This window comes from Bacillus sp. 491mf, from assembly GCF_900112415.1.
Taxonomy (GTDB): Bacteria; Bacillota; Bacilli; order Bacillales; family Bacillaceae_G; genus Bacillus_A.
The window spans coordinates 20,685-44,724 of sequence record NZ_FOLV01000023.1 but is presented as its reverse complement, the minus strand read 5'-3'; the positions used below and the strand labels follow the sequence as shown (position 1 = coordinate 44,724).

Below are 24,040 nucleotides of genomic sequence, written 5' to 3'. Positions count from 1 at the left end.
TCAGGAACATGCATAAAGCAAATAGTATATGATTCACTTTGTTCTCTCCCTCTTTATTCATTCTTAATCTTCAAATGTTAAAGTACCCATTGCTTCCTCAAATTCTTCAAGATCTTCATATTCCTCATCTACAGCATTTGCTGCAACTTCACCAACAGCCGCTTTTTTCAGAATGTCGTCTAACTTGTTACCCATTGATGCTTTAATTTCTTTTACTTCAGCTTGTTTTTTCTCTTCTAAAGAAGAATGTACTACTTCTTTTTCTGAAGAAATCTCTGAATCACTATCATTTAATGGATTTCTTTCCGCCTTTTCAAATTTTTTGGCCATTTCAGGAATTAATGTACGAGCCTTTTCAACAACTGCTAACTGCTGTTCTTCTTTGGTAATTTTCTTTTCGTTTTCAATTTCTTGTTGTTTATTTTCTTCTATTACTTGCTCATTCTTTTGTTGTAAACTTGCTTCTTTTTGAACTTGTAACTGTTCAAATTCTCGTATTTTAGCTTCTAAGGTGGCTTTTGATTCAAAGTCTTGTTTGATTGGAAACAATTCACGTTTTCTAAAGTAACGTTTGTCCTTAATGAGTTCTCCTGCCCCATCTTTATATAGCTCAAATTGAAATGCCTTTGTTCCCTTAAAAGGAGCTGTATTATCAGTAATTACTAAGACTTCATTTTCTGCTAATCCTTTAATCTCGTTTGGATCAATAAGTCTTCTTTTTACATTTTGAATAGATACACTACTCGTTGTACCATGGCCACCTGAGTTTGTTGACCTCGATTCATTTTCAACAGTTGTATCACCTAATGTTCGAGATATATACTCAGCCGTTTCCAACTCCGAAGCCTTTAATATTACTTTGGTAGAACATACTCCCAAAATTGAACGTAATCCATTTTTTCCATAAAGGTCTTCAAATTGTGATAAATCCTGAATAATCGGCATCGAAGAAATACCATAACCACGACAAGTACTTAAAAATCGATTATAATTTGGGAGCTTTCCTAAGTTAGCCGCTTCATCAAGTATTTCTTTAAAAGGAACATACAATTTTGAACCATTTTCATCCCCAACACGATACAATTCCGAATGTAATTGTGAAACAAATAAATTTATTAAACTATCCCAAGTACTATCTAATGGATCAATAATTAAATACAAAATCATTTTCTTTCTTCCTAAGTCCCCTAAAAAGAAATCACTTCTTCTTGTAAACCTGCGAACCGCTTCACTTGTAAAGTCTGCGAGAGTTGTCAAAAGAGAAATAATAATGCCTGAACGTACTTTATCTTCAGATTTTTTGTAACCCATTTCATAAGCTATCCTTGCTGGATGCTCATAAGGAAGATTCAAAAATAAACGATCAAGTTCCGCTTCATCTTCTCCTTCTAAAATCTTAGATTCAAACTGCCTTAGTACATCTATAATCCCTTCCACATTGCGCTTTAAAGGATGTAAATCATTCACTACATATAAGATTAAAGCTCTTAGTAAAGCGACTTGTGAGTTATACCAAATGTCTTTCTTCTCAGGATTGTTTTTACTCTCTACCATTTTGTTTGCAACAATAGTTGCGTCCGCTTCTTTTCGAACATAGTCTAATGGGTTGTAGCAATTAGAAATCAACATATCTATAAAGTTAATAACTTTCACTTCATAACCTTGTTTCTCTTTAATAACCGATGTATTTTCAAACACTTCACCTTTTGGATCTGTACAAAAAATACTTGCTTGTATCTCATGAATTACGTTAGTGTACACAATACTTTGTGTCTTATATGAACCTGAAGCACCTATGATAAAGGAGTTAGTATTACCTAACTTACTATTTCGATGTTGAATAACAGGTGAATCATGAAAATGCGCGATAACATTCCCCATTCTATCCGTAAATTCTTCAAAAACCATGCTAGAATACTCACGAAGATAATCAGGAGAAAGAGGAATATATTCTTCAAGAGTATTCTCGTCTACATCACGTAAAGCAATACGATTAATTTCACCATTTTTCTCATAATATAAATACCGTTTTGCTAATTGTCCAAATTGACGTTCAATAAAATCTTTTCTTTCTTCATAAGGTAGTTCATTTGCTTCTTCTTGAATACGATTAATTAAAAAATTTTCAGTTTGTTGAAACTCTAATGCTCTCTCTTTTATCTTTTTTACAATGTTCATATCCGGCTTAACTTCGCCTTGTTGAATCAACTTTTTATGTTCATCTACTTGTTTTTTTAATGTAAACGAACGATTCAAATCATCCATGAAAATTTTCTTTTTCATCTTCTTCGAAAAATATCTGATATTAAAAATCTCACTTACTGTAGCCCATTTCGCGGAACCCATAGTCTTTTTATCAGATATCTTAAATTCTCCATCATTTCCACTTCTAGCTTTAAAAAAGATATAGATTCCTAATAAAAGTACAAGGCCTTGTGCCGCCTTAAAAGGCATCTGCTTCCATGCTATTTGCGCTAAATTAATAGGATGTTGTATTAGCTCTGTTAAATGTACCAACCAATTTTGTGGATCATGAATGGTAGTAGGAACTAGTGCAAATATTACCGCTAAACACGCATCTACAAGGAATAACAAAAAACTGATTAAAAGAACTACAGTAATATGCCTAGCCATCAAATTTCTCCTTTCTTAATTTTTTCAATGTCAGCTTGTATTGGTGCAATTTCTGCTGCTTTCTGTTCTGGTGATTTCCCACCATCATTATTGATTTTTTCAATATCTTTATTTTTCACAGCAATCATTACATCTTTGTTTTTTGCTTGTTTTCCGAGCTCAAATGCTTTCCCAAGATCTCCTTTCATAAAATACGCATATGCAACCATACCTAATCGTCTTCCATCCATCTTTACGTTTTTCTGTAATGTAATAACCTTATCTGCATCTTTTTTTAAGTTCGCCTGTTCAAATTGAACCGCTGGCTCTTTAGAATCTAATTTTGCAATCGCATCTGTATTTTTATTTTTGATAAGTTCTTCAAGCACTTCAGGAGCTGAAGTTAATTGCATTGCTTTTTGGTAATCTTTTGCTCCCATATAAGCCTGATATAATAAATCTTTTTCTTCTTTGCTCATATTTTTTGCTTTAGAAAGTGATTGAATTACTTTTTTATATTCATGCTTGTATTGATATCTATACAATGATAGTAAGTGCTCTGTCTGATCTAACTGCTGTTCTGCCTTTGCAACATTTGGTTTTTGAAGCATTGATCCTAATTGAAAACTTCCGAAAAAGATTCCGGCTGCGCATAAAGATGTTGCTCCTATTGTAATCCACTTCTTTTTTAATGCACTTTCCGAATGTTTCTTTTCAATTTTCTCTACATAAGACTCTTGTAGTCTTTCACGTTCGCGTGTAACAGCAATTTGAATGTCATTGTATGATTTAGCTTCTAAGACACATGTAAGGAAATCTGAGGCTTCCTCAAACACCTTACCAAACCCCTGTTGCTTAATTTCCTGAAAAGAATATTTTGTGTACAAATATGCAATCAAGCACTTTGTATGATAAAAGTACAGGTGTTGTTCATGCATTGGGTTCATTAAGCCCGATATTCCTTGGTACAAAAACTTAATTTCTTGTGATGGTGAAACATATAGATTCTCTGGCACTACAAAAGTAATAAACTCACTATTTTCTAAACCTTGAACCTCTAATAATTGTTCAACTAATGCAAGTTTAGGTAATGGACCTAACTTTCTTGTTCGCATAAATGGAACGAATCCTTCATCAACATGATATTTAAAGGTGATATATTGATTATCCATTTCAATTTCTTTACAATGAAAAAATAAGGACTTTTCAGTCTTTATACGAGCGAGTTCAGCGACTTGTTCAATTTTTGTCATCAGAGAAGGGATGCGGTATGTCGCATCTCTTCCCTCAAATTCAATTGTTCCCTCTAAAAACATTTGTGATTTTGCCATTTTAACGTCCCCCTCTTAAAATGAATTTCGCTGTTGCAACTTTCCCCATCGATCCTATTGCACCAACCATTGCTTTACCTGAACCCGTACTATATAAGAATTGTCTTAAATATGTTGGTCCCGAAATAAGAACTAAACACAATCCCATACCAAGTGCTATAAATTTTAATTGCAAAGTAGCGAAACAATTTACAATTAGATATAGAAGTACAACTTGCACCACTTGTGTAAATATCACTGCAAGCATTTCACGCCACCACACAGGAAATGCATTCATTTCATTGTTTACTAAACTAATTGCTGCAATTGGAGACGTTGCAACTAAGAACGCGAATTCCCCCATTCGTTTCAAAGCTTGAAATGCGATTACAAGAAATAAGATTACAAATGCTAGTGAGAATATTGCGATAAATGCAACTGCACTTTGTGGATTTAACCCCATGATTTTAGCCAATTCTGAGTCAGGCGAGCCTGTTGTTAGCCATTTACCTATCGCACTATGTTCAAAATCAATCCCTTTGTTGGTAAAGTATTTACAAATCCCCTCACAAAGCTGTAATAACTTTTCAATCACCCATGGAAGAATTGCTATTAATACCATTGCTTGAATAAGTGATGCCACCTTTTCTTTTGCATAAGTTCGATCACCTGTGATATTTACAAGAAGCATTGCTTGAAGGACATGATATATCATAAACGCAATAGCTAACATAACTGCTAACCATTTAAAGAAATCAACAACAGTATCTACAGTAGGATTTTGATATGTCTGTGGATCTAGTAAAAACCAATTAATCCATTTTAAAACAGATTCTCCAGCACCTTTTGTAATATCTGTCAGTAATTCAGTGAAACTTTTGGTTGCTGCACCTTTTATCACATTTGTAGCTGTATCAATGGGATTTAAAATTACATTAGCTGCATCCTTTACTTTATCAATCGCACCATTAATAACGTCACCTGGATTTGGCATTTTAACTCCTCCTCTTATTTAATTAGATCAAATCGAACATCTGGTGCATAAACAATTTTGTATTCCTGCCCTTCTTTCATAATTCCTAATGCTGTATAACCTTTGACTTGCTTAGTCGTGATAATTACAGCAACCCTGTACATCTTTGCGTCTTTTACATAATCGACCAATTCTATAGAAACCTCTTTTAATTTAAAATCAACTAGAGAATTTTCACCTTTCCCTAAAAAAGAATATAAATTGTTTTTTTCGTAATATTTAGCAATTTCTTGCGCTGAATATTTTTCAAGTGAATCTTTTGAAAACATTTGTTTAATTTTTTCATACAAATCATTTTGAACTTTTTCAGCTTCTATTCCTGCAACATTTTTTTCATTGAATTGATGAAAAAAATCTAGTGCAAGTTTTTTAACTTGTTCTACATCTTCATTTTCATTACTTGTAATACCATCTTTTTTGACATTTCCTACTTCAAGGTCTTTTGTATTTGAATCTTGTTGTTTTGGGTCTTGTTCTTTTGCTTGTGGTTGTTGTGTAGAAGGTTTTTCTTGGTGAGTAATTTGCTGTGAAGTTTTAGATTGATTTGCTTGCGTTACTTTTGATGGTTTATCTTCTTTTCCAAATAGCATGATGATTCCAATCGCTAAGATTAAAACCCCTACTGTTCCCCATAAAAATAATGTTGATTTTTTGATTTTCACTTTTATTCCTCCTTGTATGATGACGTTTGAGAAACAACACTTGTTTCATCAACCAGATACTTATGTTGTTTCGTGTCAAATACTAGTTTACATTCTAAAAAGATTTTTGAAGAGGAACTTTGGTTATTTATTTTCATTTCATTATCAAATATAATCAAACCGTTTCCAGTTTTCCCATCCTCACTTGGCGTAAAATAAATTTGCTTACTTTTAACTTTTGATTCATACAAAATATCTTTTGGTAAAGTTGGAAACCCTTCTTTAGTACTAGAAGGATTCATTGATTTGATTCCATTATCCGTTGCAAATTCTTTTGCCCTCTCATAGCGATCATCCTTTACTGAAGAATATTCAAAGGCTGCGGTTACAAACCCATCTAACGCTTTTCGTCCCTCATTCACATTTTTAAGAGATGTATCATTAATTCCTTTCGTTAACACCATATTACTCAAATTAGCAACTTTCGCATTTTGCTGTTTCAATTGATTTGAAGTTTTAAAGTTTGTATAACCCAATATTCCAGTTGAAATCAGCAAAACCACGATTAAGACATTTTTGAATATATTCATTGAAACTTTTCTCCTTTTTTACTGATTCGTATATTTCTTACCGAGTAATCCGTCCTCCACCATAGTAATGTTTTGCCCAGTAAGTCGAAAACACGTCATCAATTTTCACACCTGAATCATTAGAGTTAATCATTTTTCCATTTCCAATGTACATACCAACATGTGTTACCGTTTTTCCAACATAAGTTCCTGAAAAGAAAACTAAATCCCCTGGTAATAGTTGTTCTGGATTTACACGGGCTGTAGCATAATATTGTTCCTCGGCTGTCCTTGGAAGGATAATCCCAGCCTGCCTAAAATTCCACTGCATAAGGCCGCTACAATCAAAACCTGGCGGAGTAGCTCCTCCCCAAACATATTTCTGACCTAGATATTGAGCCATACTGTTATACACTTGATTCACATCAAATATTTGACCACCAGTTCCTGCAAGACCGCCATTTCCTTGATTCGCGGGATCAAATGTCATTTTCGCAAAGATTTTTTCAACATACTTAAAATCGCCATAGCATGCTCCTACTTTGGTCCTATAATTATTTGGATCTCTTCCTTGGCAACTATATTGTCCTGTACTTTTGCTTCTGGAATATGCAATAGCTAAATCCTGACTATATACACCACCATTCCCAAAAACATAGTTGATAAAATCTGACCCGAAATTGTACCCCTGAAGTGCTAATTTAGCATCGCCTTTTGCTTTTATTAGAGCTTCCCTAAATTCTTGAACACCTGCCCAAATGGAATAAATCGGATCTGTAATACAATTCATTTGCTTACAGTATTTTGTGTTGAATGGCCCCTCAGACGATTGCATTGGGTCTAGCCCTCGTCCTCCTGATTCAGCATCCATTTGAGCAAGCATTAATTCAATATAATCAGCTATTCCAAACTCTTCCGCATATTGCCGCACCACTGGCTCCCATTTTCTTACCTCAGGGGATACATTAGCCCTTCCACCTTTCCCATCCCCACTAAAAGGGAGAGATGGGCTTTGTTGTCCACCAAAGCCCGCAATGACAAAGAACACAATTCCAAAGAACCCAAGAATAACAGCCACGATTTTTTTCCAGTTCCGCGCAAGAAATCCTCCTACACGTATAGTTGTGACCGCACTCATTAACTAACACCACGTTTCAATTCTTGAATATCATAAACTGGAATCTCCTTCGCATTTCTTCCAAACGTTTTTTCATATCGGCTTGCATCAAACAGCCGCACTTCTTCTTGCGTTTGTACTACTTCCATATGGACTCGTTTGGTTCCAATGCAATAAATACCTTTACAACGAATCTTTCTTCGTAAAATATCTAATTCTTTTGCTGATAATTGAATACCACCTTTTGTAACTAGGTCTTGCAATCCACGTTCTTCTAAGCCTAAAATAAACTTTGTATATGAGTTTTCAATGATGGCTGCACCGTAGTTTCTTTTTCCATCACTTGCACTTAGATAGTCTTCAATTTGCTGCGTTGCTACGGTTGCACCACCTTTATATTTTCGTATCCTTTTATAAATTTGATAAATGAATTTCATTAAAAGAGGTTCATCTGGATCTGCTACTACATGACACTCATCAATTGTTAAACGTTTCAACCTTGTTTTATCCCTTGTTATTTCATCCCACAAGAATGTAATAACGTTGTACATTGCCGTTCTCTTCAAATCGGAACCATCCTCAAGATGTTTTAAATCAAAAGAAATTAAATCATTTGTTAAATCCACATTTGTATGTCCATTGAATAAGTTTGAATTTGAACCAGTCACATATGTTTCAAAAATTAATTTGAAGTCGCGTAATATATGTGCTTCCTCCGATGGCAATCCTTCTATTTCTTTCATCATGTCTGTAAAGGTCGGAAAATCCGTTGATTTTAAGTTTCTAAAATCTGTTTCATGTGTAATGTTAGCCGAACAATTTTCATAGGTTTTTAGCAATATTTTTTCTATTAACGCTTCCTCTACTTGAGATAAGCCTTTCTTTACTGTTCGGAATAAAAGTTTCAATCTTTGAATTTTCTGGGCTAGCAATGAAGCCATAAATGTTTCCACTTCTCCCTCATCATCAAACCCTTCTGTATCTGTAATCTCAGCATTTAAAATTTCTAATGGATTAATAACGGTTTTAGACATATTTGAAAGTTTAATAACTGTACCGCCTAGTTTTTTTACAATTGGAGTAAGCTCACCTTCTGGATCGATAATGTAATTTATAATCCCCATAATCCAATGCCGAAGAATGTCCGATACAAGCGTTGTTGTTTTTCCTGTACCACTAAAACCTGCGATAAACTCGTTATGATTCAGTAGTTTGAAATGATCTACAATAACCAAACTACCTGTGGTAATATTAATTCCTTTAATGATGGCCGTTTCAGACTGCATAAAAATTTCAGAATCATCAAACGGAAACAAACTAGATAATGCTTCAGCATCCATATCACGTCTTGTGACCTCAGGTACTTGATTTTGTCGAATTGGTAAAGTAGAGTGAAAAGCTTCCAGTGAACGATGCCTAATCTCTGTGCCTTTTAGTTTTGCTCTTCGCACAACACGCATAACTTGCTCATTTAATTTATCAAGTTGTTTCATACTCTGTGCCTGTATGTGAAGGTACATATGCACAGCAAATACTTCATCTCGATCACTTTCAATTAATTTATCTAAAAGAAGCTCAGCATTCTTCTTTTCTAATTTAGATTCACGCTTCGTCCTTTGATCTGCATTTACTTCACGAGAACCTAATTCAGGAATAGCACTATTTAAATGCTTAAGCATATCCTCACTAGGTTTTCTTTCTATATGGACCGAAATAGATAAGTTACCTTTGAATCTTCTAAGCTGCGAAAGCCAATTTCCAAAAACATGTTTAGGATAGTCATAAATCCCTATTGTTTTTGTATAGTTTCCTCCAAGTTGCACATATTCTTCTTTTTCTTCAATAACATCAGGAGCAAGTAAGTCTTTAAATGTTATTAATTCTTTTTCTTCAAAAATTTCTTGTGTTACTTTTTCTTTCCTTTTCCCCAACAATCTCAACATTTGTATCACCCTCCTCTCAATTTTCCCTTATTTTATACAGCTTTATAATCATTACTTGTATGCTCTTCTACACGATTTTCTTCTGGATCCTTCCAACGAATAATTTGAGGAACCTCCACATCATGTAAAGCATCATGAACCGATTCAATATAGTTGTAGAATATTTGTAACAAAGCAAGTAGTTGGCCATTTGACAACATATAGCATTCCAAATTCATATCTTGCCCCAACATTGAAATAATTTGATCCTGCATTTCTTTTCCTCTCTGTCGAAGTTCTTGTAAAGCTTCTTGATAAGCAATTTCGTCATTACCTTCAATTTTCTGATCGATGATTACATAATGTTCTTTCTTGATGACATCTTTTACAACTTGCTGCTCATTTGCAAATAATGCATAACTTGCTAATAAACGCTTTTTGAATTGATTGCACTCATTATCATGTCTATCAGCTAAAAAATGAGTGTAATTCCGTAAATTTACAGGTTGTGCTATATTTTCAATTTGAAACCCTTCTTCTTGCCCTGCAAGAAAGGCTTCAAATGACTCGAATACATAAATTTGTTCATCATTTGACATTAAGTCTAAATTGATTGCACTTACCCAAAACACCATTACTAACTTCTTATCTTTGGTTATCATCACATTATCTTTTATATCTTCTACAACAAGCATTTCTTGTGCGCTTAATTCTTTCTCCTGCTCTTTATTTTTCTGGCGATTAATTAAAGCATTTTGTAAAAACTTCAGCATATCATTTCACCTTCTTTCTATAGTAGAAACGCTTCTGTCTTTTTCTATAGTTAAAGAACCACCCAATATGTTGATAAGCCGGTATATCTCGTCTTAAAGGTCTTATCTTTACTAAAGCCAGTGTGAGTACAAAAGAGGTAAAGTCTATAAAAAGTTGGGCCCACCAAGGTGTATTAAGAAAAAAGAGAAGTATCCCAAACAGAGCACTTGGGAGAAAAAAACGCAAATCTGTCACATACATGCCCCACATTTGCGTTTTTGAATCGATAAACATTGGAATATAAAACCCTTTACCTTTTCGAGATTCATCACCTAATAAAACTTTCCCTAAAACTCGTTTGACTGCTTCTTCTAACATGTAATCATTCATAGAAAATCATCCTTAGTATCCTAATAAGCCTTTAATCCAGTAGATAATGCCGCTGATTGTCAGTGCTAACATTTCTAAGATAACTAGATACTGCAATTTCCCTTTTAATTCCGCACGATCATGCGCTTCTTTTTTTGACATATAACCAATAATTAAGAACAAGGCATTAGCAACACAATAAGCTGTAGCAATCCCAGCCCCTACCCCAATAATCGCTGTTAATACTTTAGAAATGGCTGCATTTGGATCAATTGCCCCTTCTGCTGATGCTGCACCTGGAGCTAATAAAACAAACATCGCTAACCAAAACGCCAATTGACTTTTCGAGTGTTTGAAACGCTTAAATAGTTTCATTTGAATTCCTCCCAATATTTTTAATAACGTAAAAACATGTTTTAACTAGCAATGTACATAGTCTTGTTCTGCAGACTTTTCTTTGCGCCTTTGGACTGTTTTGTTTACTATGCGATGAACGTTCTTAGAAAACGATTTAGATAGCTTATACGAAGAGTTATTTTTGTGGAATTGTTCTAGTATTGTTTGATATTCAAAGAGTTCTTGTTTAATTTGTTCGATGTCCAATTCCCCATCGACTGTAACTTTTTCTTTCCAAACGGCTTCCCAGCAATCGTGACGATTAATATACATCTCTTTTCCCTCCTTTCTTATTTTTATACAGAATGCTCTTTTTAAAAGCATTCTGTATAGTTTTCTAGTCATCTATATATCGTAGGTTACAAACCTTTTCACATTTTATTTACCAAAGCCAAATGAATACTATTGCTATCCAAAACGGAAGTGTGAACAAAAATGCGTTTTTACACCCTTTGAAAAAGCCTAATTCATCTTCTTCTAATTCAGAAGCATACTTCTGAATCTTTTCTTCAAACAAACATTCTTCTGTTTTTTCTCTTGATTTGATTGCACCCATATCTCTTATACCTTTCTTTTTCATAACTCTTATAGTTCTGTTTGAGCTTATCTTGTTTTTCTATTTACTTTAAATGCATAAGCCATTACAAATGCAGCAATAACAAGGACTCCAATTCCAATCCAGGATCTATATGGACTCTCTTTTCCTCCTGTCATTGGCAGTGGTTTACTTTCAGGTTTTTTCTCGTTTTGTTCTGGATGTTTTTCAATATCTTGAGGTTTTTGTGGTTGTTCTTGTTGTGGTTTTTGTGGTTGTTCTAGTGGTGTTGGTGTCGATTTCTTTTGATCTTTTACGGTGTGTTTGATAATCTGACCATCTTCTTTAATTTCAAAAGAGAATGTTTCTTCATTTAATAAATAGCCCTCTGGAGCAAATGTTTCTTTATACGTATACTTTCCAAAGGCCAATTTGTCGAATTTCGCAATTCCATTTTTGTCTGTTTTTCCTTTCACTACCTCTTGACCTTGCTCATTATAAATTGTGAATTCTGCATTAGGAAGTTTTGTGTTCCCATTCGCAACGTCCACTTTTGTAATTTCAAGGATTCCTTTGATTTGTTTGTTTTTTGCGACTAACTCAATTGTTTTTCCATGTTCTGTAATACGGAAAGATATAGGCTCTTTAGTAAGAACATATCCTTTTGGAGATACTTTTTCGATAAATTGATACTCTCCAAATGGTAAATTATTAACTTTAATTAGCCCATTTTTATCAGTAGTATGTTCACTGATTTCCTTCCCTTTACTGTCTTGTAAAATAAATGTTGTGCCTTCTAATTTCTTATCAGCATTTTCTTGATCGATTTTGAGGAGCTGTACGTTCCCTTTTACTTGTTTGTTCTCCACTGTAAATGTCAGTACTTTTCCGTTCTCCTTAATTTCAAACGGATATTTTGTATCATTTAGAAGATATCCTTGAACACCTTTTGTTTCTTTAAAGATGTATTTGTTGTATGGAAGACCTTTAACTTCTGCAATCCCTTGCTCGTTAGTAGTTACCTTCGTTACTTCTTTGCCTTCTTGTGTGAACACTGTAAACTCTACACCCGAAAGAACTTTTCCTGAATCATCAACTTTTTTGATTTGAATATTGCCTTTAATTTTTTCATTTTTCATTTCAACTACAGCAACTTCACCTGTTTTTACTTCAATGGACCTTGGGTTGGAATCTAACACATATCCTACAGGCGCCTTAATTTCTTTGACACTGTAAGTGCCTAGTTCTAAGTTTCCTAATTGAGCAATACCACCTTCGTTAGCTGTAATCGTTCCCATACTTTGGTTGTTGCTGTTAAAGACTTCAAACGTTGCTCCTGAAAGCGGCTTTTTGTTCTCATCCACTTTCATGACTTTTAGCGATCCGTTTGCTTTCCAGTACACTTGTAAGTCTGCGCTTACTTGCTCTTTATTACGTTCTAATAGTACTGTTGCATCCTGGATTGAATCTGTTCCTTTATAAACAACAGCATGATAATTCGTTAGATTCGAAACGACCTTTAAGGATAATTCGCTGCTCTTAGAGGATTTCGGCACTTGCACGCGAACCTTTTCATCTAACTGGAACGTTTCTTTTGTTTCACCTTTTTCTGTTACAACTCTTGTTCCTTCTGGCGCATTACTCAGTTGTACTTTGAATGTACCCTTTTGCGCATTTGTTTGAACTGTATACGTTGTTTCGAAGTATTCGCCGTTTAATTTCGCTTCTTGCTTATCAACAGGAACGATATTCATCCATACATCCTGTGTATCTTGGCTCGCATTCGCTGCGTTGATAATCGCTTTTGTTGCCTGTTTAACAGCCGTATCTTTGAACTGTAGCTCATCCACATTAATTTGACCAAGTGCATTCCAAACAGCAAGTTGCGTCGAGTAATGAGCCTGTTCCCAAGTAGAAACCCCAAGTTCTTGTGGACTCTTTTGTGGATATCCATTTAACAAGATACGATACACAATATCATCCGTTCTACCTTGCTCTGGCAAATCTTGGCCATCAGGAGACTTTAACCCGTGTACAAGACAATACGCAATTTGACCACTCGCATTTTTTAGAAGCTCTGTGCGGATTTCTTTACCGAATTGGGGACTATATGCCCAATCCATTTCATACTTCTCACGATTGATGACTTCTGCACTAGCCTTATTCATCGGAATTAAGAAGCTCATTACTAATAAAAGTACACTCATAGTGAGTAATAGCGCTTGATAAGATCGTTTCAAAATCATTTCTTACAGCTCCTTTAGTATCATTAAGTTTTCAAAGATCGGAATATTCTGAATTTAACTGATATACGGTTAGAATGTTACACTTTTAGTGATTATTGTTTAGTCTTTTTGCCGAATTTAATTTACAATACAGTTGAAGGAATATTAACTACATAGTTGTAATCAATAACATGACGTTGTTTTATTCTGCGATGGGTAATGCACGATAATACGTAACGAAAAATAGTTTTTCAACCGGTTCATTAAAGAGATTAGCAAGAAGCTTTGCACGTTTCTCAATAAGACCCTTTTTACCTGTTTCAATATGATATAAAGTTTTTACAGGTATATTAGAAGCTTTAGACACATCCTGAATTGTAAAACCTTTTAGTTCTCTAATATTACGTAACATGGTCAATTCATCACCCCCTTAATTACATTCTATTCTCCTAAAAGGAGAATGTCAATCCTTTTCGGATAGTTTTTTATCCTAAATGTAAATATTTTTTACTTTTGGGATTTTAAATTATCCTTACGGTAAACAAAACGATTGGAGTGAAATAAATGATACAGAATTATTTCGGAGAAAATGTTAGGATCCTAAGAACCCTCAAGGGATTAAATATGAAAGAACTTGGTGATAATCTAGGAGTCGCAAGTAGCACTATTTCCAATTGGGAAAATAACAGGAAAGAACCAAGTTTTGAAATGCTTCAAAAGATCTCTATTTATTTTAATGTAAGTACTGACCGACTCCTAAATCATAAAATTGGCGATAGCGAAGCGCTTACAACTGAAGATAGAAAGATTATTGTAGAACGTTTAGCACACGACTTATATGAAAGTTATAAGAGCGTTCCAGATAAGGATAAACCATTATTAGAAAATGAATTAATTGAGTATGCCAAGTATTTAACACATAGAATTGAAACTAAAAACAAATTAAAAAACAGTTGAAACATGTTATTCCTCTTGGAAATTTTCAATTAAAATCAAGATTTCACGATAAGTTTCTAAAATTTGATTGTCCTTATCAATCATTTCATTAAACCATTCTTGATTAAGATCCATTTTCGAACCTCCCATATTTCACTTGAATATATATTTTTTTATACAAAGTGGCACGAAATTTTTTCGATATTAAATAATGAACCATCCTTAGAAAGTACGAAAGACGCTACTTGTTAGTAGCGTCTTTCTCATCTAATCGGCTCAGCCCCCACCGGGATCGGCTTTCAAATGTATATCATGTATATTTGTTCCTAGTGATTGTACGTGTTGTGACTCTGGTGCTTCTAATTGAAAAAACGATATCAATATTATTACCGTGTATAACGTAGCGACAAGAAATTTATTCACATGACTTCACCTCTTCTTTTAATAGATCCTTCTTGACGTATTGCGAATAAAAAACATTACCTTCCAATTCGAAAGATTCTAAAGATTCTTTTAATCCTATTATATCATTATTCACTTTAGAAAACGAATACATCTGAAAAGAGGTAAGTTTTTTTCCGTCTTTTCTTAATTCCTCATATAATTTAATTCCTTTTTCCCAATCACCATACATACATTCATAAAATGCTAATTCAGACTTATGAATAAGGTCAAACTTTATTTCATCTAGATTAATACCGTTTTCTATATACAGATGTGCTAACGTGGTATGAAAGGCAAGATATTTTTGTGCCTTTTGTGGAACTTGAATGTTTTCACATAAAGAAATTGCTTTTTTTATGTATTTTTCAGCTGTATATGGACATTCAAAGATAAAACTTTCGCCCAAACAGCACCAAGCTGTAGCCTTGATTATAGAAATATCCATTTCAGAATCCAAAATTTCATAACATATATTACGACATCTTTCCAAATCGTTCCTCATTAAATATATATATGCTAGTCGTTCCTTATATTTCATTTGTAAACACTGTTTAATATAGTCTTGTCTTACTTCTTTCAAGTTAACTTCTGTACGATCAGCATATGGAAGAACAGCATTGTAATTTTGCTTATCATACATAGCTTCCATATATAGAATATTTAAGGCCGCTTGACAATCTGTATCTGATGAAAAATCTTTTGTATATATTTCATCGAGAAGTTGTTGCCCTCTTGCAACATTTTGATTCCTTTTATTTTGAATCTTATAAACAGCTAAATACTTCTTTAATCCCTTTTTATCGGCATGTTTTTCTATAATTTGTTTCATTAAATCGTATTCTCCCATTGCTTGACAATAGCATAATGCCTTCCGTACATTTAATGATGTATTACATAGAAGAATATACTCATGAATCATTTGTCTTTGCTCTTCCAAACTATCGCAAATGTAATGAACTAACTTTAAGAAAACTTCAAATTTAAACTCCTCCGTTTTACATTGAAGCCCGTTATCAATAGTAGTTTTACTCGTTCTAATCTCCTTTGCAAGTTGCCTACTACTTATATTCTTCTCCTCTTTAATTTTCAACAACTTTTTCATCAGATTCTCCAATAGAGTGCTCCCCTCCCAAACACAAGACACATTACCCGGTATAAATTACAGAAAAAATGTTCTGATCTATAGTGTAATATTTTGTTATATTCTTGGAGGTTAATAAATTACTGTTGCAATCGGGTAATCAACACTTTGATAATACTATATATTCAAAGTAGTGAAAAATTGTCTTGTCATTATATTAAAACTTAATGTCAATTCTCCATAAATTGTATAATTAGAAACATTTTAACACGAAAATCTTATGGTTATGTATATACCACCCTTTGTTAAAATATTTATAATTATTTTACAGAAAATTCAGATAATAATTGTCCCAAAACCACCAATTTTCGTTCCATATTATACCAAAAACTAAATTTTCTATGAAGAATTGGCATAGATTTTTACGCATAGGATAACAAAACGCACTTAAGGGGATTGATATTATTTTGATAACAATATAAGATAGAAAGAAAGATTGCATTTTTCAAGGAGAAAATAACTCTAGAAGATATATAAGAGCATAAAAAAAACCCCACTACACTCAGTTTTAAATTGGTATCGAGTTTGGCGACCTGAACCAATTTAAAACTCCACAGAATAGTATGGGTCTTATTTAACATTTTTTAATGTTCACTTGTAATTAAACTTGTAATTAAGATTATATCACAAGGTGAATATAATGTGAATAAGAACCTCTATTTTTCCAACATTTTTCTGTAACTGTGTGGTGGAAAAAATAGGAGGTTTTTTCAATGGTAACAAGTTTTGAAACTGTAACTGCTACCGATTTAACAAATGGTATTCAAATAGGTTCAAAAACATTTAAAACAAACATGAAATTTAGCAAAAAAAATAAAACATCGAAATACCTCATGCATGGGCCAAAGTTTTTTGATGAGCTTCGTATATATTTAATCAAAAATAACGAGCTTGGAGAATATGCTTTGCCTTCATCCGCATTAGCCACTTACATTTTACTTCACTATAAGGTAAATGATTTAGGGCGACTTCCTCGCGATTTCAAACTATCTACTATCGCGAACGAATCTGATATACCCTATACAACTATTCATTCAGGTTTCCAAGCTTTACTTCATTCTGGACTTGTTAAAGAAATTTTTATTAACGGAAAAATTCCAGTGTATGAAATTTGCAACTATTCAAGATTAAATCGTACATCAAAAGAAACAAAAGATAATGATGGAAAACTTTCATATTTTCGAATTCCTCACTTATTGTTAGAGACTTCTATTTTAAAAGAGTTAGTTTCCCATCGTGACAGCAAAGGGATTATTGAATTTTTAAACCTATGCACTAACTTCACTCATCAACTTGAATATAGCAAAAATTCTGTTGAAGATTATTATTTCACTCGCAATATGGACGGCTTAAAAGAACGTTTAGGGCGAAATGCAAAAAAAGTTCGTAACTACTTGAAAATTATCTTACCAGTGTTCAAATTTGATGCTGCTATAAAAAAGGTTCGAAACCCACGTAAAGGACGCATAGCTCGTATACGTGAAAAGATTCAACAAATTGTTATCACTCAATTTACGGTTAGTATGAATCCTGCATGTGTGATTGAAAATGATCGAGCTGAAATTAGACAAACAGAAGCTAAAATGCGTAAAGAAGCAATGGCTCGTCTTGAATCAGTAGGTATTGCTTTAACAAATAAAGAACGCAAAGATATCACTGTTGCATACAAAGGCGAAATATCATTAATTGCTGCTTTTATTAAGAATAAACAGCTTCGTGATAGCTTTATGACTTATGCAATGAGCTATGCAATGGATCAATGTGAAAGCTTCTTAGCAATCGGTGAAAAAATAAAAACAATCGGTGGATTTATACGAGCAAAACTTCGTGAATCACTCGTTTCATGGAGTGATACTTATTTAGATGATGACACTCGTCATAAATTAGTTATAGATCTTATTTCTAATGATATAGATGTACCTAATGCATTCCGACTTACTTGAATTTTAAAAATGAATATATTATAAGCCTTGTTCAAAAAAATTGGTAAAGACAAGGCTATTTGTCATGCAATCTTTTAATATCAAACCTTTCTTCATCCCCATAATTTTAAAAAACAGTAGGTTCTATTTTTTGTCCCTACTGTTTTTTATGTCCTTATATTCCTAAAATACGATTGGAAACTTGTGAATATCTTAGTAATTCAATAAATTAGTTGTGTGAACCTTAATATGTTGTTATTAATCTTGTTTAAATATGGATTATTTGTACTTGTACTTATGAATAAGTTAGTATTTCGATTCAAGTTTTCAGATAACTCTCAAATCCTTAGAACCTCAAGGGATTCGAGAGTTTGAAATTTCTCTATATAGTATTTGTACTTTATATTTTTTTATGTTTTACTTTTATATAAATTTTTTATATAAAAAATTGATTGTTATACTTAAATTTGAATTTATACATTAAAAATGAGCTATTAATTAAATAAAGCTTTTATCAAATCTCTATGTGAATTTATAAATATAAGAAATAAAGAAACTCCATTTATGTACAGTGATTAATATAATTTTTTAAAAAATACATGCTAGATTAAAATGGAATATACTTGGGATTTAAAACAGAGTTTACAGTTAAATAAAAAATGTGAGGAGAAAAATAATGAAATTGAATATTAGAAGCTATACTATGCGTCCAATCATCTGTAAATTAGATTCAAAACTATATCGTGTGCCTAAAAGAAAAAAAATAATTACCAAAGCCATTAATCACATATTAAATGTTATAGACATAATTACTTTTGAAAATGAAGGTAAAACAACGAAAGAATACTTAACAAGTCGAAAATATGAAACACTAAAAATGTTTCTTTCCTTTGTTATTGAAAAAGGGTATTGTACATTAACTCAAGAGAAGATGGCATATAAAATTGGTGTTTCACATCCTATAATTAATGAACTAATTAAATGGTTAGAAGAAATAGAAATATGCCAACAAATAAAAACAGTAGGGGCTGGAAGACGAAGAAACTCATTCTATATTTTAACTTTACATCCGAATTACTTGTATATTTTAGAGTATTTCAGAACAGAATGGTATTTCCCATTAGAAATGAATCCATTATATTCAAAATATCGTATAGAACTAACCGAACTTCTTTAGTTTCTATTCTTAAATCATACAAGATATCAAATTATACCAACAAATACATTTTGCAGGAGTTGATTAAATTCATGGGTGGAGAAAATCTATTATTTAACAATTATGAAATAACAGGTGAATATGAACTATATGAGGTATTAGAAACAGACATTCCTGGACTTTATGAAAATACATGGGGATATAAATTTTGCACTCCAAAATATCTACAAAAATATAATATTCCTTATCAAGCACGTCAAAATGCTTTTAGGGGTTACCAAAAACGTTTAAGTAATCTTACAGTTTTTGATCTCATATCGTATGGTTTTAGTTCCCTTGAGTACAATGATGGTATAACTATTAGAGTATTGCCAACAAATAAAACTCTGAACCCAATTCAATTTAAAGAATTACACTGGAAAAAAGACGTCTATGTTGCTGAATACGATCTTGAACAATTGTTATGTGGGTTACTCAAACATATTCTCCCACCTGTTTCTCTTAGTAACAAAGTAGATTATGAAATTGTCAATTTAAAGGACTTTCAAAAAAAATCAAGAGATCTATTTGGGGAGGCACATTGTATTGGCGAACATCCTTTAGAATTTATTGTAGCCAGCCTAATTAAAGAAATAATTAGTGAATGGATGCGACATGGAAATATAGATCATATTGCTGAATGTGAGATAAAGAAACGTATATTTGCAAAAATAATTTCAAGCAAGAACTAACACTAAAACACATTTTGTAGAGCTTTGGAAGGCTTTGTAGAGCCTTGTAAATACACATAATTTTTTTAGGGAAGCTTGACTTGTTTTAGGGAAGCACAAGGCTTTTTTATAACTGTCTCGAATGTTTACAACATCCACAATGTTTTTTACGTTTAAAAAGGGAGGTGTATTTATGAGTAAAGTCATCACTCTAGAGTCTTCAAAAAGCTATTTAAACAGTTCGGATGTTGTAAACAAGTTAAATGTTACTGCAAGTAGCTTACGTACCTATACGAGCCATTTCAGACGTTTGGGCTATAGTTTTACAAAAAAGAATGGCCGAGTACTATATTCCCCATATGATGTAGAGCTTTTTCAAAAAATGATACATCTTCACGAAAACGAATTTGGAACAATTACAGAGTGTATAAAAAATGTTTTAAACGTCCAAGAAGAGTTTATAAACACAGAAAACGCAGAAAACATACATAACAACCACAACAAACAACCAAAACAATTAAAACACACTCATACTTCTATTAATACGGAAAATGAAATAGCGAGGATCAAGCAAGAGTTAGAGGAATTGCGAAAATATGTCGATGAAAGTATAAAAAAACGAGATGAATTGTTGCTGCAAACATTGCGAGAAGTAATAGAAACAAAACAACAGAAGCAAAAAAAGAAAAGATGGTGGCAATTCTGGAAGTGAATCAACCACCCCCACCCCCCCGCCAATCTTGGCAGGGGCTCGCTCGGCGCTAGCCAGGCAAACAGGTTGGGAAGACCTTTCAACCTATTTGCAATAGGTTCAAGCGTCTTGGCAAAGTAAATCTGTCAATTCCTTATCCTCCTTCGCAAAAAACGCTCAGTCCGGTACCATTGACAGATACGATCTGTACTTCTCTACTGTTTGATTGCGTAAATCAGAGCTTTAAGAAAAAGAGTCCTAGATTAGGGCTCTTTGTTTTTGAGGTGCGAAAAATAAATTCTCTCTCCCCCTCTTCTGCCCCAATTTCGACTTCCAACTACGATTCACGAATGGCGTTTAAGAGGAAATATAATTTACATTAAAAGTGAATCTAAATTTATACCACATGGATACCTTTTAGATAACGATATTTATTTATTTTCAATATTGTTATGGATTTTGTATAATAAAGGTATAAAATAGATAACATTAAAGTATATTTAAGGTATCTTTGTTGTTTACTTGTAAATAAATAATAATAAATTGTACAAAAAAAGTACCTTTTTTGTACAAAATGAAAATAATAAAGGTTGCTTTTGGGTTAGTTGTGGTATATAATGTATTCAAGAGGTACAAAAAAGGTATTGTTGAGGTATAAGATATACATCGAAAGGGAGATGATTTTTATGAATATGTATTTCAATATGAAGAGTGATATTGGGAATAATAAAGTGAAATTTAAAGTCGGTGACAAAGTAGAAAAAGTACAGAGTGTATATAAAAGATTGTTCGCTCCAATTGCGCCTAGTGAAACAAATATTGAAAAATGTGTTGCTAATTTATTAGATGAATTAAATGTGCATATTACTAGTAAAGCTATTAAAAGAAGTGGTCAATTTTTAGTTGGTGAGCGAGCAATGAATTTCGGAAAAGATGTAAAATCAATGGATATTAGTGAAGGTGGTAAGTATATAGACGATCTACCTATCATTCATACGATTAGTATCACTGCCGCAAAAGCTATTCAAAAAGCTTATGCTGATACAAAAGAACTACCTAAAACATTAAATGTAAAAGTAGATTTAATTACAGCTATTCCAGCGAGTGAGTGGACTCCTGAACGAGCTAGAATTTTACAGGAACGTTTTTCAGAGGGAACACATATTGCTATTGTTGATGTTGCGGAAGAAAAAGTAACAGTAACAATTGATTTTAATGATGTTAAAGTAACTCGTGAGGGTATTCCACCGTTATACTTAATGTTAAAGGCTATTCGTGAAGAGAATTTAGATATGTTTAAACAATATGTTGATTTCTGTAAAAATGAACTTAAATACAGTAATGATAAACTTAATAAATTACTAACTGAAGCGGTATTTTCACGTAAAAAGATTTTACACACGGATATCGGGGATGGAACGACAGAGTATATCTATACAGTTGGTGTTAATCCTAATAGCGACGCTTGCACAGGTGAAAAACAAGGTGTAGGTCATGCGATTAAAGAAGCTATTAAATTGCTACAAGTCGATAAACCAGGTATAGGTGAATTAACAAGACAACAATTTAGCGAGATACTTCAAGATAAAGAACATAATTTCCATACAGAAGCGAAATCATTTTTTTATGAAACTCGATTTGTTCAAGCTGAAAATATCTTACAAGATATTAAAAATAAATACAGAGAAAATACGGCAAGCGAAGCTCAAGTCATTGCTGTTTATGGTGGTGGTTCTGTTGGGTTTAAAGAAGATTTATATGACGAACTAGCTACCTTCTGTAAGATGAATAAGTTAGAGTTACTATGGATTCCGGAAGAGTATGCAATTGATATGAACATTGAAGGTATGGATGTACTTGTAAACGAAGTTTTGGCCAGATAAGGGTAGGTGGAAATTGTGAAAAAAAGACCGGAGCAATATGGATGGAAATTGAAAAATATTAAAGATGAAGATTTTTGGAAATGGTATGAAGCGCAAGGAAATATAAATGATTCACTAATAACATTGGTACAATTTTTTATACGTGAATATGGAAATCGAGATGTAAAGAATTTTGATGTTCAACAAGAAATGTATCGTTCTCTTTTGTTAAAAGAAGAATTCTTTAATGATTTAACAAAATTAAGAAATGCGCTACAAGAAGGTACTATTCCGGTTGTAAACACTACTGTAGAACAAGTATCTAATCTTGAAAATAAAGAAGATCTAAAAATAATGCAACATTCTTCAGAAAATGAAACAATTGTTGTTGATTCAGAAGAAAAACAGAATCAACAACAAAATGTAAATAAACCGAAAGAAGAAAGTTTGCCAGAAAAACAAACAACACCAAAAGAAGCTGAAAATATTTTTAGTAACGTGGATCAAAGCTCTATATTTTAACTTTTTAAAAATCCCTATTTTAGAATTTTACGTCTAAATAGGGATTTTTTCTTATAACATATTCGTTATGACACTTGAAAAATTTTATCGCTAGATGTTACAGTAATTTCTTCTGGTTCATCTTCAGATGAACCTCTATTTTTTTCTTCAGAATCGTTGTTTTGTTTTGGAAAATTCTGTGCTACTTGGCTGTTTACATATGTTGAAATAGAGGTGAATAATAATTCACGTTCTTCTAATGATAAATGCCCAATGTCGAAACAACTTTCTACTAGTTCACCAGTACTTTTATATCGCTTTTCACGCTCTTTCTTTTCCTCTGCTTTCATAGCTTTTAGTAAATCATGCTTTGCTTTTTTTAATTGTTCTTCTTTTTCTAGAAGCTCTTGAAGTTTTTCAGTTTTGTTTTTTCGAGCCATTGTATACACCGCCTTTTAAAAAATTTTACATAGAAATCTCAATTGTTTCTGTTATTTCTTGTTCTTCAATAATCTCCTCTTCTAATTCCTCTGCTTCGATGTCTAACACATTCTCTAAATCTTTTTCTAATTCTTTTCCGATTTCTTCTTCAATAAATTTATCCATAATTAGAAAAGCTTTTTCTTTTGAATCAAAATCGTCACTGATTTTTTCAATACAAACAGATACAACGCCATCGCTTGCTTCTGAAGCATCATATACTTCTCGGCCAATAAAGAAAACTTCTTTTTCTTGGCATTCATAAACATTAAAATACACATTTTCATGAACAGATTTAAATTTTTTATCAAAATCATCATCTGTTTTTTCAACGATCAATCTTTCAGGAACACTAGCTGCTATTCTTTCGCTTTCAATTGGAATATTGTACATGCCGTAAGGTGCAATTTGTGGAGAAGGAAGGTAAACGATTTCGTGGGTTCTAGGGTGTTTATATGTGCCTTTATTGAATACAGTTATTTCTTTTTTTTCTTCTAGTTTATGAATAACATCATACGTAATTTGCTTTGCATGCTTTTTTATCTCTTCTTTAGGTAAAGAAACCTTTTTTTCTAATTTCTTTTCAACTTCTTCTTCAACTTTTTGAGTGGATTGTAGTTTCCGTCTTTGAAGTAAATGCATAATGAGTGCTTCTGTAAAAGCTTCCATATTCTTTTTTAGTTGTTCAGAAATTCCAGTGGAGTTATGATGCAT

The 24,040-nt window shown here is 32.7% G+C and carries 24 protein-coding genes; 7 read left to right on the top strand and 17 right to left on the bottom strand.

The annotated features are described in order from the left end of the window. Positions 1 to 63: 63 nt before the first annotated feature. The 14 genes from BM211_RS17850 to BM211_RS17785 all read right to left on the bottom strand — a co-directional run bounded on the left by BM211_RS17850 (position 64) and on the right by BM211_RS17785 (position 13,901). On the bottom strand, positions 64 to 2,634 hold the full coding sequence (locus BM211_RS17850; RefSeq protein WP_090998830.1) for a VirD4-like conjugal transfer protein, CD1115 family: 2,571 nt from the start codon (positions 2,632 to 2,634) through the stop codon (positions 64 to 66). Continuing rightward, complete coding sequence (locus BM211_RS17845) at positions 2,634 to 3,944, bottom strand: type VII secretion protein EssB/YukC (RefSeq protein ID WP_090998829.1); 1,311 nt, start codon at positions 3,942 to 3,944, stop codon at positions 2,634 to 2,636. Before BM211_RS17845 ends, BM211_RS17850 begins: the two co-directional genes overlap by 1 nt. Position 3,945: 1 nt before the next feature. Continuing rightward, positions 3,946 to 4,917: a conjugal transfer protein TrbL family protein gene (locus BM211_RS17840; RefSeq protein WP_090998827.1), complete on the bottom strand. Its 972-nt coding sequence runs from the start codon at positions 4,915 to 4,917 to the stop codon at positions 3,946 to 3,948. Between the two features lie 14 nt (positions 4,918 to 4,931). After that, the gene (locus BM211_RS17835) at positions 4,932 to 5,618 is read right to left on the bottom strand and encodes a hypothetical protein (RefSeq protein WP_090998825.1); all 687 of its coding nucleotides are present in this window, start codon (positions 5,616 to 5,618) and stop codon (positions 4,932 to 4,934) included. Between the two features lie 2 nt (positions 5,619 to 5,620). Beyond that, positions 5,621 to 6,187, bottom strand: a complete 567-nt coding sequence (locus tag BM211_RS17830) for a hypothetical protein (protein WP_090998823.1) — start codon at positions 6,185 to 6,187, stop codon at positions 5,621 to 5,623. 37 nt (positions 6,188 to 6,224) lie between these two features. Further along, positions 6,225 to 7,304, bottom strand: a complete 1,080-nt coding sequence (locus BM211_RS17825; protein WP_090998820.1) for a bifunctional lytic transglycosylase/C40 family peptidase — start codon at positions 7,302 to 7,304, stop codon at positions 6,225 to 6,227. Continuing rightward, entirely contained in the window at positions 7,304 to 9,226 is a 1,923-nt protein-coding gene (locus tag BM211_RS17820; RefSeq protein WP_256217137.1) for a VirB4 family type IV secretion system protein, read from the bottom strand. The genes BM211_RS17825 and BM211_RS17820 overlap by 1 nt, the downstream gene beginning before the upstream one ends. A 32-nt stretch (positions 9,227 to 9,258) precedes the next feature. After that, complete coding sequence (locus tag BM211_RS17815; protein ID WP_256217136.1) at positions 9,259 to 9,978, bottom strand: hypothetical protein; 720 nt, start codon at positions 9,976 to 9,978, stop codon at positions 9,259 to 9,261. Position 9,979: 1 nt separating this feature from the next. Continuing rightward, the gene (locus BM211_RS17810) at positions 9,980 to 10,348 is read right to left on the bottom strand and encodes a hypothetical protein (protein WP_090998819.1); all 369 of its coding nucleotides are present in this window, start codon (positions 10,346 to 10,348) and stop codon (positions 9,980 to 9,982) included. 12 nt (positions 10,349 to 10,360) lie between these two features. Further along, a complete protein-coding gene (locus BM211_RS17805) occupies positions 10,361 to 10,702 on the bottom strand; it encodes a TrbC/VirB2 family protein (RefSeq protein WP_090998817.1) in 342 nt (113 codons plus the stop codon). Between the two features lie 45 nt (positions 10,703 to 10,747). After that, complete coding sequence (locus tag BM211_RS17800; protein ID WP_090998815.1) at positions 10,748 to 10,996, bottom strand: hypothetical protein; 249 nt, start codon at positions 10,994 to 10,996, stop codon at positions 10,748 to 10,750. 109 nt (positions 10,997 to 11,105) lie between these two features. After that, on the bottom strand, positions 11,106 to 11,303 hold the full coding sequence (locus BM211_RS17795) for a hypothetical protein (protein WP_090998814.1): 198 nt from the start codon (positions 11,301 to 11,303) through the stop codon (positions 11,106 to 11,108). A gap of 23 nt (positions 11,304 to 11,326) precedes the next feature. Beyond that, positions 11,327 to 13,504 (bottom strand): thioester domain-containing protein, encoded by a 2,178-nt coding sequence (locus BM211_RS17790; protein WP_090998812.1) that lies wholly within the window; start codon positions 13,502 to 13,504, stop codon positions 11,327 to 11,329. A 181-nt stretch (positions 13,505 to 13,685) separates the two neighbouring features. Continuing rightward, positions 13,686 to 13,901 (bottom strand): helix-turn-helix transcriptional regulator, encoded by a 216-nt coding sequence (locus BM211_RS17785; RefSeq protein ID WP_090998810.1) that lies wholly within the window; start codon positions 13,899 to 13,901, stop codon positions 13,686 to 13,688. Positions 13,902 to 14,047: 146 nt separating this feature from the next. On the opposite strand from BM211_RS17785, the gene BM211_RS17780 reads away from it, so the two are divergent. Further along, positions 14,048 to 14,440 (top strand): helix-turn-helix transcriptional regulator, encoded by a 393-nt coding sequence (locus tag BM211_RS17780; protein ID WP_090998808.1) that lies wholly within the window; start codon positions 14,048 to 14,050, stop codon positions 14,438 to 14,440. Positions 14,441 to 14,834: 394 nt separating this feature from the next. Here the strand turns inward: BM211_RS17780 and BM211_RS17775 are convergent, their stop codons facing one another. Next, positions 14,835 to 15,965, bottom strand: coding sequence for an AimR family lysis-lysogeny pheromone receptor (locus tag BM211_RS17775; RefSeq protein ID WP_090998863.1), 1,131 nt, complete (start codon positions 15,963 to 15,965; stop codon positions 14,835 to 14,837). Positions 15,966 to 16,717: 752 nt separating this feature from the next. Between BM211_RS17775 and BM211_RS17770 the strand changes: the two genes are divergently transcribed. The 6 genes from BM211_RS17770 to BM211_RS17745 all read left to right on the top strand — a co-directional run bounded on the left by BM211_RS17770 (position 16,718) and on the right by BM211_RS17745 (position 22,867). After that, positions 16,718 to 17,947 (top strand): hypothetical protein, encoded by a 1,230-nt coding sequence (locus BM211_RS17770; protein WP_090998806.1) that lies wholly within the window; start codon positions 16,718 to 16,720, stop codon positions 17,945 to 17,947. Between the two features lie 655 nt (positions 17,948 to 18,602). Beyond that, entirely contained in the window at positions 18,603 to 19,103 is a 501-nt protein-coding gene (locus BM211_RS17765; protein ID WP_090998804.1) for a hypothetical protein, read from the top strand. A gap of 71 nt (positions 19,104 to 19,174) precedes the next feature. Then, on the top strand, positions 19,175 to 19,813 hold the full coding sequence (locus tag BM211_RS17760; RefSeq protein WP_090998802.1) for a hypothetical protein: 639 nt from the start codon (positions 19,175 to 19,177) through the stop codon (positions 19,811 to 19,813). 172 nt (positions 19,814 to 19,985) lie between these two features. Next, positions 19,986 to 20,504 carry a MerR family transcriptional regulator gene (locus BM211_RS17755; protein ID WP_090998801.1) on the top strand — a complete coding sequence of 173 codons (519 nt, stop codon included), beginning with the start codon at positions 19,986 to 19,988 and terminating at the stop codon, positions 20,502 to 20,504. A gap of 665 nt (positions 20,505 to 21,169) precedes the next feature. Further along, positions 21,170 to 22,366, top strand: a complete 1,197-nt coding sequence (locus BM211_RS17750; RefSeq protein WP_090998799.1) for a ParM/StbA family protein — start codon at positions 21,170 to 21,172, stop codon at positions 22,364 to 22,366. Between the two features lie 15 nt (positions 22,367 to 22,381). Beyond that, a complete protein-coding gene (locus tag BM211_RS17745; protein ID WP_090998797.1) occupies positions 22,382 to 22,867 on the top strand; it encodes a hypothetical protein in 486 nt (161 codons plus the stop codon). 65 nt (positions 22,868 to 22,932) lie between these two features. Here BM211_RS17745 and BM211_RS17740 read toward each other — a convergent pair whose 3' ends face one another. Together BM211_RS17740 and BM211_RS17735 are read right to left on the bottom strand one after the other, a co-directional pair. Continuing rightward, entirely contained in the window at positions 22,933 to 23,286 is a 354-nt protein-coding gene (locus BM211_RS17740) for a restriction endonuclease (protein ID WP_090998795.1), read from the bottom strand. 25 nt (positions 23,287 to 23,311) lie between these two features. After that, positions 23,312 to 24,040 (bottom strand): hypothetical protein, encoded by a 729-nt coding sequence (locus BM211_RS17735; RefSeq protein WP_090998793.1) that lies wholly within the window; start codon positions 24,038 to 24,040, stop codon positions 23,312 to 23,314.

Coding starts and splice junctions, on each gene's coding strand:
- BM211_RS17815 (WP_256217136.1), bottom strand. CDS start 9,978: ATGCTGAAGTTTTTACAAAATGCTTTAATTAATCGCCAGAAAAATAAA.
- BM211_RS17770 (WP_090998806.1), top strand. CDS start 16,718: ATGGTAACAAGTTTTGAAACTGTAACTGCTACCGATTTAACAAATGGT.
- BM211_RS17795 (WP_090998814.1), bottom strand. CDS start 11,303: ATGAAAAAGAAAGGTATAAGAGATATGGGTGCAATCAAATCAAGAGAA.
- BM211_RS17820 (WP_256217137.1), bottom strand. CDS start 9,226: ATGTTGAGATTGTTGGGGAAAAGGAAAGAAAAAGTAACACAAGAAATT.
- BM211_RS17830 (WP_090998823.1), bottom strand. CDS start 6,187: ATGAATATATTCAAAAATGTCTTAATCGTGGTTTTGCTGATTTCAACT.
- BM211_RS17850 (WP_090998830.1), bottom strand. CDS start 2,634: ATGGCTAGGCATATTACTGTAGTTCTTTTAATCAGTTTTTTGTTATTC.
- BM211_RS17810 (WP_090998819.1), bottom strand. CDS start 10,348: ATGAATGATTACATGTTAGAAGAAGCAGTCAAACGAGTTTTAGGGAAA.
- BM211_RS17735 (WP_090998793.1), bottom strand. CDS start 24,040: ATGCATCATAACTCCACTGGAATTTCTGAACAACTAAAAAAGAATATG.
- BM211_RS17805 (WP_090998817.1), bottom strand. CDS start 10,702: ATGAAACTATTTAAGCGTTTCAAACACTCGAAAAGTCAATTGGCGTTT.
- BM211_RS17780 (WP_090998808.1), top strand. CDS start 14,048: ATGATACAGAATTATTTCGGAGAAAATGTTAGGATCCTAAGAACCCTC.
- BM211_RS17790 (WP_090998812.1), bottom strand. CDS start 13,504: ATGATTTTGAAACGATCTTATCAAGCGCTATTACTCACTATGAGTGTA.
- BM211_RS17800 (WP_090998815.1), bottom strand. CDS start 10,996: ATGTATATTAATCGTCACGATTGCTGGGAAGCCGTTTGGAAAGAAAAA.
- BM211_RS17845 (WP_090998829.1), bottom strand. CDS start 3,944: ATGGCAAAATCACAAATGTTTTTAGAGGGAACAATTGAATTTGAGGGA.
- BM211_RS17825 (WP_090998820.1), bottom strand. CDS start 7,304: ATGAGTGCGGTCACAACTATACGTGTAGGAGGATTTCTTGCGCGGAAC.
- BM211_RS17775 (WP_090998863.1), bottom strand. CDS start 15,965: ATGAAAAAGTTGTTGAAAATTAAAGAGGAGAAGAATATAAGTAGTAGG.
- BM211_RS17740 (WP_090998795.1), bottom strand. CDS start 23,286: ATGGCTCGAAAAAACAAAACTGAAAAACTTCAAGAGCTTCTAGAAAAA.
- BM211_RS17765 (WP_090998804.1), top strand. CDS start 18,603: ATGAAATTGAATATTAGAAGCTATACTATGCGTCCAATCATCTGTAAA.
- BM211_RS17750 (WP_090998799.1), top strand. CDS start 21,170: ATGAATATGTATTTCAATATGAAGAGTGATATTGGGAATAATAAAGTG.
- BM211_RS17840 (WP_090998827.1), bottom strand. CDS start 4,917: ATGCCAAATCCAGGTGACGTTATTAATGGTGCGATTGATAAAGTAAAG.
- BM211_RS17760 (WP_090998802.1), top strand. CDS start 19,175: ATGGGTGGAGAAAATCTATTATTTAACAATTATGAAATAACAGGTGAA.
- BM211_RS17755 (WP_090998801.1), top strand. CDS start 19,986: ATGAGTAAAGTCATCACTCTAGAGTCTTCAAAAAGCTATTTAAACAGT.